The sequence below is a fragment of the Reichenbachiella sp. genome (assembly GCF_039944555.1).
Taxonomy (GTDB): Bacteria; Bacteroidota; Bacteroidia; order Cytophagales; family Cyclobacteriaceae; genus Reichenbachiella.
Genome location: NZ_JBDUYN010000012.1, coordinates 538,075 through 555,593 on the forward strand (window position 1 = coordinate 538,075; position 17,519 = coordinate 555,593).

Below are 17,519 nucleotides of genomic sequence, written 5' to 3' on the forward strand. Positions count from 1 at the left end.
ATATGAAACGTAATATTATTATATCGGCATTTATCATTATTACTCTTACCTTCTCTTCCTGCGCAAGCAGATCCAAAGATGAAGTAGAGATCAAGATCGACGACCTTTTGTCTGAAATGACATTGGAAGAAAAGATAGGACAACTGACACTCTTCACGAGCAGTTGGACCCAAACCGGACCGACCATGAGGGAAGGTTATCTCAACGATGTAAAACAAGGTAAATGCGGAAATATCTTTAATGCGCATACTGCAGAATACACTAGTGAATTGCAGAGGATAGCAGTCGAAGAAACCAGATTAGGGATTCCGTTGCTATTCGGTTACGATGTCATCCATGGGTACAAGACCATTTTTCCGATCCCTCTGGCTGAGGCGTGCAGCTGGGACCTGGACTTAATCGAAAAATCTGCCAGACTATCTGCCAAAGAAGCCGCTGCGGCTGGTCTGCATTGGAATTTCAACCCTATGGTAGATATCTCGAGAGATCCCCGATGGGGAAGAGTGGCCGAAGGTTCAGGAGAGGATACCTATCTGGGTAGTCTGATTGCCTCGGCAAAAGTACGAGGTATCCAGGGAGATGATCTAAAAGATGAAAGTACGCTATTGGCCTGTGTAAAACATTTTGCCGCTTATGGAGCGGCCCAGGCAGGTCGCGACTACCATACCGTAGATATGTCCGAAAGAGTATTGAGAGAAACATATCTCCCGCCTTATCGGGCGGCTATTGATGCAGGTAGCGCTACGGTCATGACATCATTTAACGAGCTGGACGGTGTGCCAGCCTCGGGAAGCAAGTATTTGATGACTGATGTACTTCGTGAGGAGTGGAAATTCAGAGGCTTTGTGGTGACCGACTATACTGCCATCAACGAAATGATACCTCATGGCTTCGCAAAAGACACAGCTGATGCAGCACTTCTGGCTATGAAAGCAGGAGTAGACATGGATATGCAGGGAGGTACCTATCTGCTTCACCTACAAGATTTGATCGATCAGGGTAAAGTACAGGAGGCGGCTATTGATCAGGCAGTAAGAAGAATTCTTAAAGCAAAATTCGATCTTGGGCTTTTTGATGATCCCTACCGATACTCTGATGTGGATAGAGAAAATCAGGTGGTACTATCAAAGGAAATGATGGATCATTCCAGAGAAGCGGGTCGCAAATCAATTGTTTTGCTAAAAAATGATGCCATCGATGGTAAGACTTTGCTTCCATTGAACAAAAAGCCAAAGCAACTGGCATTGATTGGTCCTCTTGCTCACAATCAAATGGATATCTTAGGCACCTGGCATGCCTCAGGAGATGCCTCTAAATCGACCACTGTTTTGGATGGGATCAAAGAAGTGGCTCCCGATATTGATGTGGTCTATGCTGAAGGATGTAAGACTTATGGCGAGGATAGATCTGGTTTTGCTGAAGCGATCAGTGTGGCCAAAAGGTCTGACATTGTGTTGATGGCAGTTGGGGAGAATTACAGACAAAATGGCGAAGCGGCCAGTAGGACGAACCTTAACCTACCCGGCATGCAAGAAGAATTGATGGAAGCCATTCTGGACTTAGGTAAGCCAGTGGTACTGATCTTAATGTCAGGAAGACCTCTGACCATTGAAAATCTCAGTCAAAAAGTACCAGCGATTTTGAACACATGGCACTTGGGAACAAAAGGAGGGTCTGCGATAGCCGATGTTTTATTCGGAGACTACAACCCATCCGGAAAATTGGTAATGACCTTCCCTAGAAATGTAGGTCAGATCCCCATTTACTACAACATGAAGAATACCGGTAGGCCATTTAAGGCTAAAGATAAATACACCTCTAAGTATTTGGACGTAGCCAATGATCCGCTATACCCTTTTGGATATGGATTGAGCTATACAGCTTTTGAGTATTCAGATTTATCGCTCAGCCAATCGACCATGAGACTTGATGAGGATCTGAATATATCTGTAGGGGTGACGAACACTGGTAGCCGGGCAGGAGAAGAGGTTGTCCAGCTTTATATTCGGGATTTAGTCGGCAATGTCACCCGACCAGTAAAAGAACTGAAAGGATTCAAGAAAATCAGTCTGGAGCCTGGACAAACACAGCTAGTTGAGTTCACCATTTCTGCTGAAGACCTCAAATTTTATAATCAGGACATGAGCTTCAAGGCAGAACCAGGAGATTTTCTACTATATGTAGGTGGGAGTTCTGATGCTGATCTTTCTGGCAAATTTGAATTGATAAATTAAGACGGATGATTGGAAAGAGCTTGAAACTACTTGCAGGAATAATCCTGATTCCGTTGGCATTGGCGGCCTCATCAGATGATTGGGTCAATGGCTCTAGCCCAAGATCTAAAGTAAAAATCAATCTGGATTGGAAGTTTTACAAAGGAGACACATTGATTACTTCAGATTTTAGAGATTTTTCTGAAAACCTGACATCCGTAGACCTACCTCATTCCTGGAATGTTAGCGATCCCTTTGACGAAGAAAAGGGATACTATCGCGGCGTAGCCTGGTATTACAAAAATCTGAGCAGCGAACTACTCGACGAGGACAAGAACACTTACCTTTATCTTGAAGGAGCAAATCAAACGGCGCAGGTCTTTGTAAATGGCCAATTAATCCAAACCCATAAAGGGGGCTATACCGCCTTCTGTGTTAACCTGACTCCATATCTTAATTTTAAAGAGGATGTGCTCGCCATCAAGCTCAACAATGAGCACGACGAAAGTATTGTGCCTTTGAAGGGCGATTTTAATTTTTACGGTGGCATCTATCGTGACGCTTATCTTATATCAGTCGATCCGGTTCATTTTGATCTATCAGACCATGCCTCTCCCGGAATCTTTATTGAGACGCCAACTGTCTCAAAACAAAAAGCTGAGATTAGGGTCAGGTCGAAACTCAAATTGAACAGGAAATTGCCCAAGGGTTTGAAAATAAGGACCGTCATCCGTGACAGCAAGAATAATACGATAACCGAATCCACTGTAGCTGTTACCTCAAAAGTGGCGAAAGAAGTGACGCAAACTCTCGAAGTATCTAACCCAAGCCTCTGGTCTCCCGATCATCCAACTTTATATACGGTAACTGCCCAACTCATTCAATCTGGTGTGTTGACTGATGAGATCACACAATCCATTGGTCTTAGATGGTTTGATTTCGATCCGGACGACGGATTCTTCCTCAACGGCGAACCTCTGAAGTTGGTAGGCGTCAACCGACATCAGGACTTCGCCGGCATGGCCAACGCATTGCCAGATGACTACCATGTCCGGGACATTGAGATGATAAAATCTCTGGGAGCGAATTTTTTAAGAACAGCACATTACCCACAAGACCCGGCGGTTTTGGAAGCATGTGATAGATTGGGGCTGCTGGTATCAATGGAAATCCCATTGGATCATGAGATCACAGACTCACAGGAATTTTATGACAATACGTTGGTCATGCAACGGGAAATGATAAGACAGAACTACAACCATCCAAGCATCATTATTTGGGCCTATATGAATGAAATGTTTTTGGGCAAGAGACTGGACAGGGATAGTGCGAATATTTATCAGGTGGTCAGGTTTGCCAGGCAGCTTGAGAAGCTGACAAGAGAAGAAGACCCCAGTAGATACACAATGATTCCGAACCATGGCGACTTTGATGTTTATCATCAATCCGGTCTCACTCAAATCCCAATGATTGTAGGTTGGAACCTCTACTATGGATGGTATGAGGAGGACTTGAACGGATTTGGAAAATTCATAGATCGTGCACACCAGGTGTTGACTGATAAACCGCTCATCATCACCGAGTATGGAGCAGGTGCTGATCCCAGAATCAGGTCCATGGAGCCCAAAAGATTTGATTTCTCCATAGAGTGGGAAACCCAATTTCATAAGAGTCATTTGAGGCAAATACAGCAGAGGAAATTTGTAGCCGGAGCCGCCGTATGGAACATGTTTGACTTCGGCTCGGAGAGCCGAAATGATGCCGTCCCCAATATCAACAGCAAGGGCTTATGCACCTTCGACCGAAAACCAAAAGATGTTTATTATCTCTACAAGGCCTGGCTGTCTCCTGAGCCCGTACTTGAGTTGGGACAGTCTGACTGGAGTATTCGATCCGGAAGTCAGGACAATCAGGAAGTGAATTATTCTACGCAGCAGGTTCAGGCCTATGGTAACGCAGATAGCGTACGCTTAATTTTCAATTTGAAAACATTGCCATGGAAGAAATTTGAAAATGGGGTTGCCAATTGGGAGGTGCCATTTGTTCGGGGGATCAATCAGCTTGAAATTTCTGCGCAATTTGGAGATCAGATAATTGAGCGAAAGCAAGAGGTAGATTTTAAGCTGATTTGCAACAATTTGAGTGAGGAATTCGCTGAGGTCAACGTGAATCTTGGTACAAACTTTTATTTTTTGGAGAAAGATGAACAACAGATCTGGATACCTGAAAAACCTTATGACTCAGGTTGGGGCTTCATTGGGGGTTACTCTTTTTCACCCAGAGACAGAGGTATTGGGAGTGATAGAAATATAGTTAATACCCTTCAGGATCCGGTATACCAAACACAACGCGTCGGAATAGACACGCTCAGATTTGATCTCAAAGACGGACATTATAAAGTGAGAATGCTGTTTTCTGAATTGGAAAACATAGCACCTGATCAACGCATATTCAGTATATGGGTCAACGGTCAACAGTTGATAGAAGAACTGGATTTGATGAAGCATCATGGCGCTTACCTTGCTGTTGAAAAAGTGTTTGATGTAGATATCCAGGGTGATGGGCTGAGTATAAATTTCGAGGCCATAGCAGGTGAGCCCGTTATCAATGGAATTCGTATAGAAAAACTATAATGTAGATGAGAAACCTGTCTATAATACTGTTGCTGGCTACGATGGGGTGCCAAATTGAAAAGACTGAGCAGCCCTATGTATCAGGGAAGAATGTCATCTTCATCTTGAGCGATGATCATCGCTATGACTTCATGGGCTTTATGGGAAAGGTGCCATTCTTACAAACCCCTAATATGGACAGAATGGCTGCGGATGGCGCGCACTTGCAAAATGCATTTGTAAGTACTTCACTATGCTCACCCAGTAGAGCTTCGATTCTTACTGGTCAGTATGCACATCACCACCGTGTGATCGACAACCAATCCATGGTACCGGATTCTGTAACTTTTTTTCCACAATACCTGCAGAAAGCTGGTTATCAGACCGGTTATGTTGGCAAATGGCACATGGGTGAGCATCACGACAACCCAAGAAAAGGATTCGATTATTGGGCAAGTTTTAAAGGGCAGGGGGCTTATTACAATCCCAGTATGAACGTGAATGGTACTCGTGAGGAATACTCGGATAGCAGCTATATCACCGATGTGCTCACCAAATATGCCTTCGACTTCCTCGAAAACCGTGAGGAGAACAAACCCTTCTTCCTCTATCTGTCGCACAAATCCGTGCATTCTGAGTTTTTACCGGCACCACGTCATAGAAATCAGTACGCAAAGGAATCTCCCGCTTATCCTAAAACGATGTATCCTCCAGGGCATGAGAAAAGCACATTGGGAGAAGAGGTCTACAACTATGAGGATTTACCCGACTGGGTAAAAGCCCAAAGAGACAGTTGGCATGGTGTGGATCAGATGTATCATGGAGCAATTGATTTCGATGACTTTTATAAGAATTATTGCGAAACCTTGCTGGCACTGGACGAGAGTATTGGTCAGGTATTAGACTACCTGGAAAAGGAGGGGTTGATGGAAAATACGATAGTATTCTATATGGGTGATAATGGATTCTCGTTTGGTGAGCACGGCCTTATAGATAAACGGCAAGCCTATGAGGAATCTATGAGAGTACCTCTATTGATTCTGGCCAAAGGGGAAATAGAAGAAGGAATGAAGGTAGACGAGGTGGTGCAGAACATAGACATTGCTCCGAGCATCTTGGAAATGGCTGGACTGCCTACTCCTGATAATATGGATGGGTCGTCGTTTAATCAATTATTATTGGATGAGCAGGTAAACTGGAAGGATACGATATTTTATGAATATTATTGGGAAAGACCTTTTCCCCAAACGCCTACTGTGCATGCCGTCCGAACCAGCAAATTCAAGTATATCAGGTATCATGGAATTTGGGACATCAACGAACTCTATGACATAGAAAAGGACCCATTGGAAATGAACAATCTGATCAGAGACCCTTCATATAAGGAGATCAGTATTGATTTGAGAAAATCTCTATTCAATTGGCTCAAAGAAACGGATGGAATGGATATGCCAATCGTGCCGGACAGAGGAAGAAGATTTGATCATCGGTACATAAACACTTACTAGTTGTTTGAATAGTCACTAAGTAATAATCCGCTCATATAAATTAACTAACAATCTATCAGTCTTTTCGTTTCTTTGTTCTTATCGATCATGAATACAATTATGAAAAACCTGATACTCATCTTCCTTACCATAAGTGCAACCGCCATGGCCCAAGACTCAACAGACTATTATTATAAAATCCCTGAATATCCCAACAGTTACAATGAGGGAACTGTGGCTGCCCGTGTCGTAGACGGCCTGGGGTTCAGATACTATTGGGGTACGGTCGGATTGAGAACAGAAGACCTTTCTTATAAACCATCGGAAGAAGCCAGGACCTCAGAAGAGACGCTTGATCATATTTACGGGCTGACGAGAATACTAGCAAATGCCACAAAAAAATTGCCCAATGACTTCACAAAAGAGGAGGAGGAGAATTTGACATGGGAAGAAAAGAGAACTCAGACACTCTTATTTATCCAGGAAGCAAGCATTATTTTAAGAAGCAGTACAGCGGCAGATTTAGAAGCTTACAAAATGATTTTTATAAGTGATCGCGGTACCTCAGAGTATCCTTTTTGGAATCTGTTGAATGGGCCAATTTCAGATGCTGTGTGGCATGTAGGACAGATCGTTTCCTTTAGAAGAGCTTCAGGTAATCCATTCAATTCTAACGTGAGTGTGTTGAGGGGAAGATTGAGAGATTGACGAAATAATTGTGCCTCCGTAAAAATACGGATTTTGCCACTTAATGGTGTGGAGATCAGAAGCTTGTCCTTGTTATTAGGCAATTTTTGATAGTTTTGGTGCATGGTAGAATATAACCCCAAGAGCTGGCTTAACTTACTTTTTCATAGCTACAGCAGATATGTATTTAGAAGGCTTTTACCCGCCTTGATATACGTAACTGTTTACACCTCACTGATCACTTATGTCTTTTACGAGTTGAACATTGACTTTGTAAGTACTACCTCAGTTCATAGTATTTTGGGTATCGTTTTAGGTTTTTTTCTGGTCTTCAGGACTAACGGTGCCTATGATAGATGGTGGGAAGGAAGGAAGGTTTGGGGAGAACTGGTAAACGAGACCAGAAATATGGCGCTGAAGTTTTCCGTCATGGTGCCTTTGGACCACCCTATGAGAGTGTATATCACAGAGTGCATTTCTGCATACCCTACAGCTTTGAAAGAGCATTTACGAGAAGGTGTGCCGACTGATATGGCAAAAGAAATGGTAGAAAAATTAAAAATGGATGACCTTTACCATATCCCCAATGCCATCGCAAAGAAGCTGTTTACAATTACCAACCAATTTAAAAAGGAGAATACAATTGACCCCGAGCAGTATCGCGTACTGGATGAGCAACTCACGGCATTGACAAATATCACCGGTAAGTGTGAGCGAATAAGAAACACTCCAATACCCTATTCATACAGTATGTTTATGAAGAAGTTTATCTTCACCTTCATAGCTACATTACCATTTGCCTTCGTCACTGTGTACCACTACTGGACTATTTTGATTGTGGTTTTGATATTATATATCCTAATGAGCATTGAGTTATTGGCTGAGGAGATAGAGGATCCATTTGGTTCCGATATCAATGATTTGCCTACTGATATGCTGGCCGTTAAAATCGGCAAGAATGTTTCCGAAATTATGGGGTAGACAGGTTAGGCGAAGAACCAAAAATCTTTTACCGGTTTTTTGCTCCATTTTTTGAGATCATCACGAATTTCTTTTTGACCATCTGGTGAGGCCACTACAATCATGATCTGAGGATCATTCAATTGCTGTATATTCTCGAAATGGGATAATTGTATCCCATATACATCCTTACCAATTTTGTTTGCATTGTCGCACACCCAGTGAAACTCGTTTTCATAGGTAAGAAGCAGCTTGGCCATATCTTTGCCATTTCTTCCTGCACCCCACAGTACGAGAGGTCTTGTCATATCACGATCCAGTTCGTAGAAATTTCTGACTTTTAGATCAAAGTATCTATTGTCTTTGTATTCTTCCCAGGTTCGGGAAATACGGTTGGACCGGTCACGCCAGTGATGCAATACCTTGTCGATACCGACAATCTTCAGTCCGTGTTTGTAGAACCGAAAGGTAAGGTCGTAATCTTCAGGGTAGATTTCAGAATCAAATGCGCCTACAGCATCGAAGTCTTCCTTATGGGCAAGCCAACTATGAGAAGGGATGACACATTCTTTATAAATCTCTTCGTAGTGAGCACTTTGTCTGGCTACGTCGTTGAGCCATTGCTCGTAGCGAAGAAAACCTCCCCCGACCTCTCCTTCATCAACGAAGTGTTTGGTCCCACCGGCGATTACTATACCTTTTCCATGTTTCTGCCATTCTTTCACCAACGCTTCCAGCTTATCAGCAGGCATTTTGTCATCAGAATCCATGCGGTTGATCAATTCGCCTCGTACATGTTTGTAACCTTCCTGCAGCGTCGGTATAAGTTTTGGGCGGTTGCTATGGAAAACCCGGATTCGTGAGTCTCGGTCAGCGTACTCGTCAAGTATCTCTGGTGTTCGATCTGACGAATGGTCGTTCACTGCGATCAATTCCCAGTTTTGATAAGTCTGTGCAAGAATCGAATCCAGACATGCCGGTAAATACGGCTCTGTGTCCTTAGTAGCCATTACAATAGATACAAGAGGGGCAGTCGCAGAACTTTTTTCCATGTCGCAAACCTCTGTAAATCTAACCAGCAATGCTATGGAATATTACAGGAATTGAGGAGCAGCCGGGTCGAGGCAAAAACTTATCTTTTTATTTGCGTTTTTAGTATCACAAATTGATCACCCGCAATTGGATTTATCTGGAACTCATCGACTCCGGCAGGAATGACAAAGGCTTCTCCGTAATGGACAATAAAAGTACCGAAGCTGTCGTCTTTAGATTCTATTTTCACTTCTTTGCCCTCTGTCAGACAGAATACTTGGATTACCCCATTGGTTTTCATTTGAAGAGGGGAGCTGAAATTGATTCGTTGAATCTCCATCATTTGATTATGTTCAGCCGCGAGTATTTCTACACCTTTAGATTTGGTTGTTTGATTCAACACATGCTTATCAACCTTGTTCATTTCTAAGGCTGCCAATTCCAGGGGTTGACTCACCCGAACATTGTTATCGTCATATACCTTCAGTTTGAAGATGTCAGGGGCTACATGAATGTGTAGAATAATAGCATCCTGGCCTTGACTGTGAATGGTGTTGGGCGGAATAAAAAGATGATCGTGCTTCTTTACTTTTATTTTGTTCAGTTGGGAAACAACACCCTTCTTATTTTTAGAGTTGGCCAAATCCGCCTTGAATTTTTCTTCATTGGTATCCTCACTCAGTCCCAGGAGAACATTTGCTTTGCTGCCGCCCTGCATGATGTAGTAGTTGTCATTTTGATATAAATGAAACCCAAAATAGTCTCTCAGGAAATCAGCGCCAGGATAAACAGAGAGTTTAGGATTGTTGTCATCCATACTATCCAGAAAATCAAACCGAACCGGCATCTCAGTACCAAAGCTTCTGTAAATATGCTCTCCAAGCAAATCAATGGGTTGAAAGTATAAAATATTGATAGCAGGTGTTTCAAAGAGATAATTATCAAGTTTGAGTAGAATGTTATTCTGCTCTATATCGCAATCAAACCCCCACAGAAAGTCCTCCTCATTACTATGATGTTTAGGCATGTCCCATAGCTCCGGGTCGAAGAATTTAGCCATAAAAAAAGGCTGCTTTGTAGCTTGTTTTAACCCATTCCTGACGATCGCTCCATCCGCCAGTTTAGGCTTATGCCAATTGTTGGTTTCCAGAAAATAATGGCACATGGGCAAGAGCTGCTTTTTTAGTTTATCGCAGACTCTCCAATCTACAAAATAGCTCAACTGGTGTTGTGTGTCGTAGTCCTCCTGCTCATTTGAGAGTCCAAGGTTGGCTACATCATTTCGTCTGAAACGTTGTAAAATTTCATAGCGTGACATATCTGAGTAAATAATGATGTCAGCGGGCCAGATCAAATGCGACCCGACTCCGTGGATCAACACGACCCCCTCTTCTATGAAATCGATGTTGTTTTTGAGCGCATCCAGTTTAGCCGAATCGAAATAGTCCGCAATAGACAGATTAGGCAATTTCTTAGAAGCATTCGCATCCATGATTGGGGCAGTCAGTTGCCGAATCTCTAACTCATCCTTATAGATGTCCCTGGCCCTGCAAGTCACATTAGGGGAAAGGCCATTTTTTAATTTTTTAAGATTAAAATCGGCATAGGTTCCCAAATAACATTCTACACAGATTACAACTTTTTTTTGCCCTAGTGATTCTATCTTCCTATTGAGTTCAGGAACAATGGTATCCCATCCTTCCCGGCAGCTGTCGGCTGCATCCTTTACTTCTATATAGGGTTTTTTGTTAATCATGGCGGTAACTTTTTGATTATAGGTCTTTTCTTTCCTTGTTGATCTTAGGTCTAAGTTAGCTCATTGTTGTCACTGTAATTTTACAGCCAAATTTGATTGAATAAATACCGGCAGGTGGTCAGAAACAAATTCTTTATTTTTTCTTAAGTCATCAATATGACGATAACTAATGACTTCTAGATTCCGGGTAAAGATATAATCGATCCTTTGGGATATTGACAGTGTGGTATCGAATCCGTTGAAGGTTCCGGAAGGTCCGTAAAGACCTTTATTAGATATTTTCATCCCATCCTCGAGTTTCTCTTCCAATGTTAGGATAGGCTGGCTGGCTGGCTCACAGTTCAAATCTCCCATCAGTATAATTACTGAATCATCTGTGGTTAGTTCGTCTATCTTCTTTGTAATAAGTTCTGCAGATTTTTTTTGTGCATTAAGGCCTACATGATCAAAGTGTGTATTGAATATGTAGAATTCCTGTTTGGACTTATTATCGGCGAATAGCCCATAAGTGCAAATTCTTTCTAAAGCCGCATCCCAACCGACCGAGACTTCTTCAGGAGAGTCAGAAAGCCAAAAGGTGTTTTGTGATATCAGTTTATACTTTGTCGAGTCATAAAAGATGGCCGCGTATTCGCCCTTCAGCTTACCGTCTTCTCTGCCGACCCCAATCATGGCATAATCTGACATAGACTCGTCCATATATTTTATTTGGTCCTGAAGGCCCTCCTGAAGGCCAAGTATGTCCGGATGATAGTAATTTACCAGATTTACCAATTCACCTTTTCGATTGTCCCAACTGTTGATTCCATCTTGTGGATTGTTGTACCTGATGTTGAAGGACATGATTCCCATGTTTTGAGCGGAAGCGTGAGAAGCCATAATGAGCAAAAGGATAAACCAAGTAACTCGATGACCGGTCAATCCAATTCTTTTTGCTACGCACATCGTTATTTCTAAGGTAATCATCGCTCGCATTATTCTATTTGACCTATAGGTCTGTTTTCCTTACCGGCTATATTATATAAATCATCACCCAGCCGTACTCTTATATTTTCAGCAAGAGATTTGATTTTCTTTACAATTTTTGGGTTCTCGTTAGCGACGTTTTTAGTCTCACTGATGTCATCCACAAGATTGTACAGCTCAATCTGATCCATCGTTTTATACTCATAGGTAGCGGGTAGACCATTTTGGCCGCCTGGCCGTCCATTGAGTGTTCTATACCGATGTGGAAAGTACATTTTCCAATCCTGATATCTGATGCCGTGCAGTTCATTCTTGTGGTAATAAAAGTAGTAAGCTTCTTGCGGGCTAATGGAGGAGGCTCCGGTCCATACATCCCATACACTTTTACCATCAATCGGTTTTTCCGGCAGTTTTGATCCTGTTATTTCTGCTATGGTAGGTAGTAGGTCTATGGCCATCATGGGTGTATTAATGGTTCTGCCAGCATCTATGCTACCCGGAAAGGAAATGATACAAGGTTCTCTTTGGCCACCCTCTAGTGCAGTGCCTTTTCCCTCCCTTAGCGGAAGCGCACTACCAGCGTGATCTCCGTAGCTGAGCCATGGGCCATTGTCAGAGGTAAAGATGACGAGCGTGTTTTCTTCGATGTTGTATTTTTTTAATGCCTTCAGAATTTGACCTACTGACCAATCTATCTCCATGATCACATCTCCATAAAGGCCTCTTTTTGATTTTCCCTTAAATTTGTCCGAGACGAAAAGGGGCACATGAGGTTGGGGATGTGCTACGTAGAGGAAAAATGGATTGTCCTTATTCCTCCCGATAAAATCTACACTTTTCTCTGTGATTTGGGTGGTGAGTAAAGACTGGTCGGTCAGTGTATCCACAACAGTCTCATTTTCATATAACGGTAATGGTCCAAAATCAAAAACAGGACCCTGCTGAGGGTGAAAAGGCCACATATCGTTTGAATAAGGTATGCCAAAGTACTCTTCAAATCCCTGGTTGCCTGGCATAAAGCTATCATGATCGCCTAGATGCCATTTGCCGAATATGGCTGTTCTATAGCCGTTTTTTAAGAGCATTTCGGCTATAGTTGTTTCTGACAAATTGAGTCCTTGATTGCTGTTAGGCATGAATGCTCCATGAATGCCCAGGCGGTTGGGGTAGCAGCCTGTCAATAATGCGGCTCTTGAAGCCGAGCAAACAGCCTGAGCAGCATAGAAGTTGGTAAGCCTGATGCCGTTTTTAGCCAATTCATCCAAGTGAGGGGTTTCAATATCCGGAGAGTCAAAGCAGCCTAGGTCTTGATAGCCCTGATCATCTGTGAAAACAACGATCACATTAGGAGGGCTGTTCTGCGAAGTTTGAATAGAATCGCATGACTTGATAATGGGCAGAACCAACAATAAATAGATGTACAGGGACTTGTCCATAGAAGACTATTTTTTAGATATTGCGGTCTTCCAGGTCCTTCCTTGGTGATCGATGTGCCAGGTATATTGTCCGAGGTCTATAGTAGCTTCAAACATTGAAGGCGTAATGGATAGAGCCACATTTTTATCAACTCCCAACTGATCAGCCTGGTTTGAATAAGTACCATTTTTTTCAAAGAATTCCCTTTGGGCAAAGTAGACTTCTCTGAGCTTCCATTTGCAATTTTCGTTTTGCTGCAAGTCATCATTGCGGATAACCTGCCCCTCGTTCATGAAGGTAACATAGCCCCACGTTTCGGGTTGATGCATGGCAATGACACCCTGAGGCGACCATACCCAATTGGATTCAGGAAAGGGCTTGCCTGTTTCCGGGTTTATGCGCTTTGCGTAAGTGCCATCAATTTTTTCAGTTTTCCAGTTCACTCTCGAAAAGTTTACACGCCAAACATCTCCTGCTACAGGCTTCCTGGATTCTCGGGCCGCTTCTCTTAATATTTCCCAAGGCATGGCCAATTCAATAGTCCAGCCCTTATCCGTATCATTGGGATTGTTTAAGGTTCCATTGAGTTTAACTCCTTTTTTCAATCCCGCAATATCCCAGGCATCTATTGCAGGGCCTCCGTCACGATAGGGTTTGATAAGCATCAGGTCCCAAACAGTGCCCAGTGCGTTGATTTCCAGTTCATAATATTGATGAGTGTCTCCGTCAGGGTCGATGAAAACCTCAAAATCATTTTCATGAAATATGACCATGTCGCGCTGATCGTAGGTGGCCCATAAGTGAGGCTCTTCCATTTCTGCTGCTATATAAAAGTACTGCTCATCCCATAGCATTTTCACTCGGGTACGGTAGGTAGGTTTCGGCTTTTTATCTCCTTCTATGTCTACAAATTCGTTCGTCCATTCTGCTTTTGCCCAACCTGCTTCATCAAGAATGCCATCAATCACTAACGGACTTGCGGTTGACCGACAACTATATTGTTCTGGTGCAGGTGTCTGTGCAATTCCAGTATGTGAAATGGCAAGTGCTAAAATTAGTAAACTAAGAAAGTGCGAGATATTTGTCATTGTACCGTTACTATTTTTTGAAATTGATGTTCAGCGTGGTTCCTTCTGTTAGTGTCTGATGGTCAATGAAATAGCCGTCATGATCTTTCCCATTCACCGCTATGGATTTGATATATTTAATACCAGAATTCTTTCTTCCATTAGCTTTAATCTTTAGCTGTTTTCCTGTGTAGTATTTGGGGTTTAGATTGATCGTTACTTCATCAAACATGGGGCTGGTAATAGCATAAGTCATATCGCCCGGGCAATGTGGATATATACCCATCATACTAAACAGTAGCCATGTAGACAGTGTGCCAGTATCATCGTTTCCGGGAATACCGCCAGGCGCATTGAAATAATGTTTTCTCACCAATTCCTGAACCGTTTTCTGTGAGCGCCATTCTTCTCCTTCCACAAAATTGAAAAGGAAGGGATAGGTGATATCAGGCTCGTTGGCCATATCAAAATTGTTGTCATCAAAGCACGTTTGTAGTGCGTCAATAAAATTTTGTATACCTCCTAACAATTCGATGATGCCGGGTATGTCGTGTGGCACATAGAATCTGTATTGCCAGGCATTGCCTTCTACGTAGCCAATCACCGGCTCAAAATTGGCACCAGCTTTTGGATCGAAGGGCTTGAGCCAGGAGCCATCCATCATCCTCGGGCGAAGCATGCCTGTAGTTGTGTCGAAATAATTTCGATAGCCCTTGGCTCGCTCGGTAAAATATTCGTAGTCCTTTGGATAACCGAGAATTTTAGCAAATTGGGCAATATTCCAGTCAGCGATATAGTATTCCAGGCTCGAAGACACAGTGCCTCCCCAAATGCTGCCAGCAGGATCTTCCGGAATATAACCTAAAGAGTCATAGAACTTTATCTCCGGACGAATGGCATTATTCATGGAGGTAGCCGATTTTTTCATGGCCTCAAAAGCCTTTGAAGTATCAAAGTTCTTTATTCCCCTCAAGTAGGTGTCCACTAAGACCGGTGTAGCCGGGTCTCCGACCATCACCTGTGTTTCCATGCCAAGCAGTTCCCATTTGGGTAACCACCCACTTTCGTCATACATGTCCAACATGGTGTTGACCATATCTTCTTGCAATTCAGGGTAAACAAGAGATAGAAAAGGATGAACGTTGCGATAGGTATCCCATAAGGAAAATACCGTGAATCTATTTCCGTCAGTTTTTCCAATTCCCGGCCTGCCCATCAATGGATACTCTCCATTGACGTCCTGTAATAGGTTAGGGTGCATGAGCACATGGTATAAGCCCGTATAGAATATAGTCTTATCGGCAAGACTAGAAGATTTTACATCAATCCGACCAAGGAGTTGATTCCATTCATTTTTTGAGTCGGCTACTGTTTTATCAAAGTCAAAAGTAGGATGCTCCTGATTTAGATTTTCGCGAGCATTGGCAACACTCACGTATGATATTCCAATCTGTACTTCAATGACCTCACCTTCTTCTGTCTGATACTGCATGAACGCTCCCACGTTGTCTCCAGCCATTTCTTGCTGATAATTTAGATAGGGCTTATAGCTATTGCTGTATTTGGACCATGAGGCCTCGGCTTCGCCCATCTCTGGCATCTTTTTGAAGGTTCCGAATTTTTGAGCAGGCTTGCTGAATCGTGCAACAAAATACACCGGCCGAACATCTTCAGGATGATAACAGAAAGTACCGATGAGTTTATAACCTTCGATCTCTGTATCCGACACAATTTTGAGAGCCGCACCAGATTCGTTTGTCAATCCGAGGCCTAAATTCAATATAATGTTGCTTTCACCACCCGGAAAGGAATATCGGCTAAAACCTGCACGAGGACTTGCACTCACTTCTACCTTTACGCCATATTCATCAAGGTTTAAATGATAATAGCCGGGAGATGCTTTTTCGTCAGAATAAGTAGTCCCATACTTTTCTGCATCTAGCTGCAATTTGCCGGTAGTTGGCATCAGGAGAATGCTGCCCAGATCAGGACATCCAACGCCACTCAAATTGATATGGGAAAAGCCGGTAAGAAATCTGTTTTCATTGACATAGGGACGCGAATGCCATTCACTGTCCTTTTCGAAGACATTACCCTGATCTTTTTTGAATGCAACGTTGAAGGGGCTTACCGAGGCCAGGCCCATAGGGCGTATAGCTCCCGGGTGCGTGGCCCCGTAGTTAGAGGTGCCAATGAAAGGATTGACATATTGAGTGTAATCCTGTACCTGCGCGTTTGATGAAGATAACCCCAGGGATAACAAGAGTGCTATTATGGAGTATGCAATTTTTGACATTTATACTATTCTTATTCCTTTATTGATGAATGAACTGAGTTGGGCATCGTCTTCATTGAGTTCTGTGATTAAGGAGGTTATTTTTTCCAGGCCTTCCACTTTGAAAGGCTTAATACTCCCCGTACGTCTGGATAGACACATCGCGATCACATTAGAAGAGTGGTTAATGATTTTCTTTTTGATCTGAGCTCGCTCACGATCACCATCGGTCAGGCCTATATCAACATGCAGGCTGGTAGCTTCAAGCAGGCAAATATCTGCATGAATATCTGCAAGGGCATCCATGACTTCCAAACCAGAGGTTATCGGAGAACGATGTGAGATTTTACCACCTAGCATAAAAGTTTCAATATTTGGAAATTCAAATAAGCGAGTGGCTACCTTGAGTGAGTTTGTAAATATGGTTGCAGAAAAATCCGGCGGTAGAATACTTGCCAGTATCAAGTTGCTCTCGTCGCCCTCCATGATGATTACTTTGTGGTCAACCAAAGAGGAGAGTGCTTTCTGTGCAATGATTAGATGTTCTTTCTGATCTGAAATTTTTTGACTAATAATGGCCGCCGGTACAGTAGGGTTGGCCATGGCGCCTCCATGCACCTTTTTTATATGCCCGATTTCTGAAAGCTCCTTAAGGTCCCTTCTGATGGTATCTTCAGAAACGTTAAGCTTTTTACTTAGCGTGTTGGAGTGAACTTTATTGTTGTTGACTATCTCCTCCAGAATGATATTTTGACGCTCTTCTTTTAACATTTGTTAGTTCATCGGTTTGATCATTGTCAAAGATAAATGAGGAAAGGTACTCACCTGCACCTTATTAAGGTTTTCTCTAGACTCATGCAAATATCTGCGGTTTATTCCTGTTTTCTTGGTAAACACAAACAATCATGAAGAATTGTCTGCGCTTAATGGCACAATAATACTCCATTTGTCTATAAATATGCACTAAACGGCAATTAAAACTGCAAACATTTGCTGGTTATTGAATGATTGTGTTTGTTTGTACTTGAATTGTTATGAACGGAATAGA

Annotated in this window: 12 protein-coding genes; 5 read left to right on the plus strand and 7 right to left on the minus strand. The window is 42.7% G+C overall.

Going from position 1 to position 17,519, the window contains the following annotated elements; all coding sequences use genetic code 11:
* Positions 1 to 2: 2 nt before the first annotated feature.
* From bglX to ABJD64_RS19930, 5 genes are all read left to right on the plus strand, one after another.
* A complete protein-coding gene (gene bglX, locus ABJD64_RS19910; RefSeq protein WP_348180494.1) occupies positions 3 to 2,234 on the plus strand; it encodes a beta-glucosidase BglX in 2,232 nt (743 codons plus the stop codon).
* 5 nt (positions 2,235 to 2,239) lie between these two features.
* Positions 2,240 to 4,846, plus strand: a complete 2,607-nt coding sequence (locus ABJD64_RS19915) for a glycoside hydrolase family 2 TIM barrel-domain containing protein (protein ID WP_348180493.1) — start codon at positions 2,240 to 2,242, stop codon at positions 4,844 to 4,846.
* Positions 4,847 to 4,851: 5 nt separating this feature from the next.
* Positions 4,852 to 6,333, plus strand: coding sequence for a sulfatase (locus ABJD64_RS19920; RefSeq protein ID WP_348180492.1), 1,482 nt, complete (start codon positions 4,852 to 4,854; stop codon positions 6,331 to 6,333).
* Between the two features lie 99 nt (positions 6,334 to 6,432).
* A complete protein-coding gene (locus tag ABJD64_RS19925; protein ID WP_348180491.1) occupies positions 6,433 to 7,020 on the plus strand; it encodes a hypothetical protein in 588 nt (195 codons plus the stop codon).
* 102 nt (positions 7,021 to 7,122) lie between these two features.
* Positions 7,123 to 7,980, plus strand: coding sequence for a bestrophin family protein (locus ABJD64_RS19930; RefSeq protein ID WP_348180490.1), 858 nt, complete (start codon positions 7,123 to 7,125; stop codon positions 7,978 to 7,980).
* A gap of 5 nt (positions 7,981 to 7,985) precedes the next feature.
* Here ABJD64_RS19930 and ABJD64_RS19935 read toward each other — a convergent pair whose 3' ends face one another.
* From ABJD64_RS19935 to ABJD64_RS19965, 7 genes are all read right to left on the minus strand, one after another.
* A complete protein-coding gene (locus tag ABJD64_RS19935) occupies positions 7,986 to 9,011 on the minus strand; it encodes a glycosyltransferase family 2 protein (RefSeq protein WP_348180489.1) in 1,026 nt (341 codons plus the stop codon).
* Between the two features lie 80 nt (positions 9,012 to 9,091).
* Entirely contained in the window at positions 9,092 to 10,747 is a 1,656-nt protein-coding gene (locus ABJD64_RS19940) for a hypothetical protein (RefSeq protein WP_348180488.1), read from the minus strand.
* 69 nt (positions 10,748 to 10,816) lie between these two features.
* The gene (locus ABJD64_RS19945; RefSeq protein ID WP_348180487.1) at positions 10,817 to 11,713 is read right to left on the minus strand and encodes an endonuclease/exonuclease/phosphatase family protein; all 897 of its coding nucleotides are present in this window, start codon (positions 11,711 to 11,713) and stop codon (positions 10,817 to 10,819) included.
* Positions 11,714 to 11,721: 8 nt separating this feature from the next.
* Positions 11,722 to 13,149: a sulfatase gene (locus ABJD64_RS19950; protein ID WP_348180486.1), complete on the minus strand. Its 1,428-nt coding sequence runs from the start codon at positions 13,147 to 13,149 to the stop codon at positions 11,722 to 11,724.
* 6 nt (positions 13,150 to 13,155) lie between these two features.
* Positions 13,156 to 14,217 (minus strand): carbohydrate-binding family 9-like protein, encoded by a 1,062-nt coding sequence (locus tag ABJD64_RS19955; RefSeq protein ID WP_348180485.1) that lies wholly within the window; start codon positions 14,215 to 14,217, stop codon positions 13,156 to 13,158.
* 10 nt (positions 14,218 to 14,227) lie between these two features.
* Positions 14,228 to 16,492: a GH92 family glycosyl hydrolase gene (locus ABJD64_RS19960; RefSeq protein ID WP_348180484.1), complete on the minus strand. Its 2,265-nt coding sequence runs from the start codon at positions 16,490 to 16,492 to the stop codon at positions 14,228 to 14,230.
* Entirely contained in the window at positions 16,493 to 17,242 is a 750-nt protein-coding gene (locus ABJD64_RS19965) for a DeoR/GlpR family DNA-binding transcription regulator (RefSeq protein ID WP_348180483.1), read from the minus strand.
* Positions 17,243 to 17,519 lie beyond the last annotated feature (277 nt).

Coding starts and splice junctions, on each gene's coding strand:
- ABJD64_RS19960 (WP_348180484.1), bottom strand. CDS start 16,492: ATGTCAAAAATTGCATACTCCATAATAGCACTCTTGTTATCCCTGGGG.
- bglX (WP_348180494.1), top strand. CDS start 3: ATGAAACGTAATATTATTATATCGGCATTTATCATTATTACTCTTACC.
- ABJD64_RS19945 (WP_348180487.1), bottom strand. CDS start 11,713: ATGATTACCTTAGAAATAACGATGTGCGTAGCAAAAAGAATTGGATTG.
- ABJD64_RS19965 (WP_348180483.1), bottom strand. CDS start 17,242: ATGTTAAAAGAAGAGCGTCAAAATATCATTCTGGAGGAGATAGTCAAC.
- ABJD64_RS19940 (WP_348180488.1), bottom strand. CDS start 10,747: ATGATTAACAAAAAACCCTATATAGAAGTAAAGGATGCAGCCGACAGC.
- ABJD64_RS19915 (WP_348180493.1), top strand. CDS start 2,240: ATGATTGGAAAGAGCTTGAAACTACTTGCAGGAATAATCCTGATTCCG.
- ABJD64_RS19950 (WP_348180486.1), bottom strand. CDS start 13,149: ATGGACAAGTCCCTGTACATCTATTTATTGTTGGTTCTGCCCATTATC.
- ABJD64_RS19925 (WP_348180491.1), top strand. CDS start 6,433: ATGAAAAACCTGATACTCATCTTCCTTACCATAAGTGCAACCGCCATG.
- ABJD64_RS19930 (WP_348180490.1), top strand. CDS start 7,123: ATGGTAGAATATAACCCCAAGAGCTGGCTTAACTTACTTTTTCATAGC.
- ABJD64_RS19955 (WP_348180485.1), bottom strand. CDS start 14,217: ATGACAAATATCTCGCACTTTCTTAGTTTACTAATTTTAGCACTTGCC.
- ABJD64_RS19935 (WP_348180489.1), bottom strand. CDS start 9,011: ATGGAAAAAAGTTCTGCGACTGCCCCTCTTGTATCTATTGTAATGGCT.
- ABJD64_RS19920 (WP_348180492.1), top strand. CDS start 4,852: ATGAGAAACCTGTCTATAATACTGTTGCTGGCTACGATGGGGTGCCAA.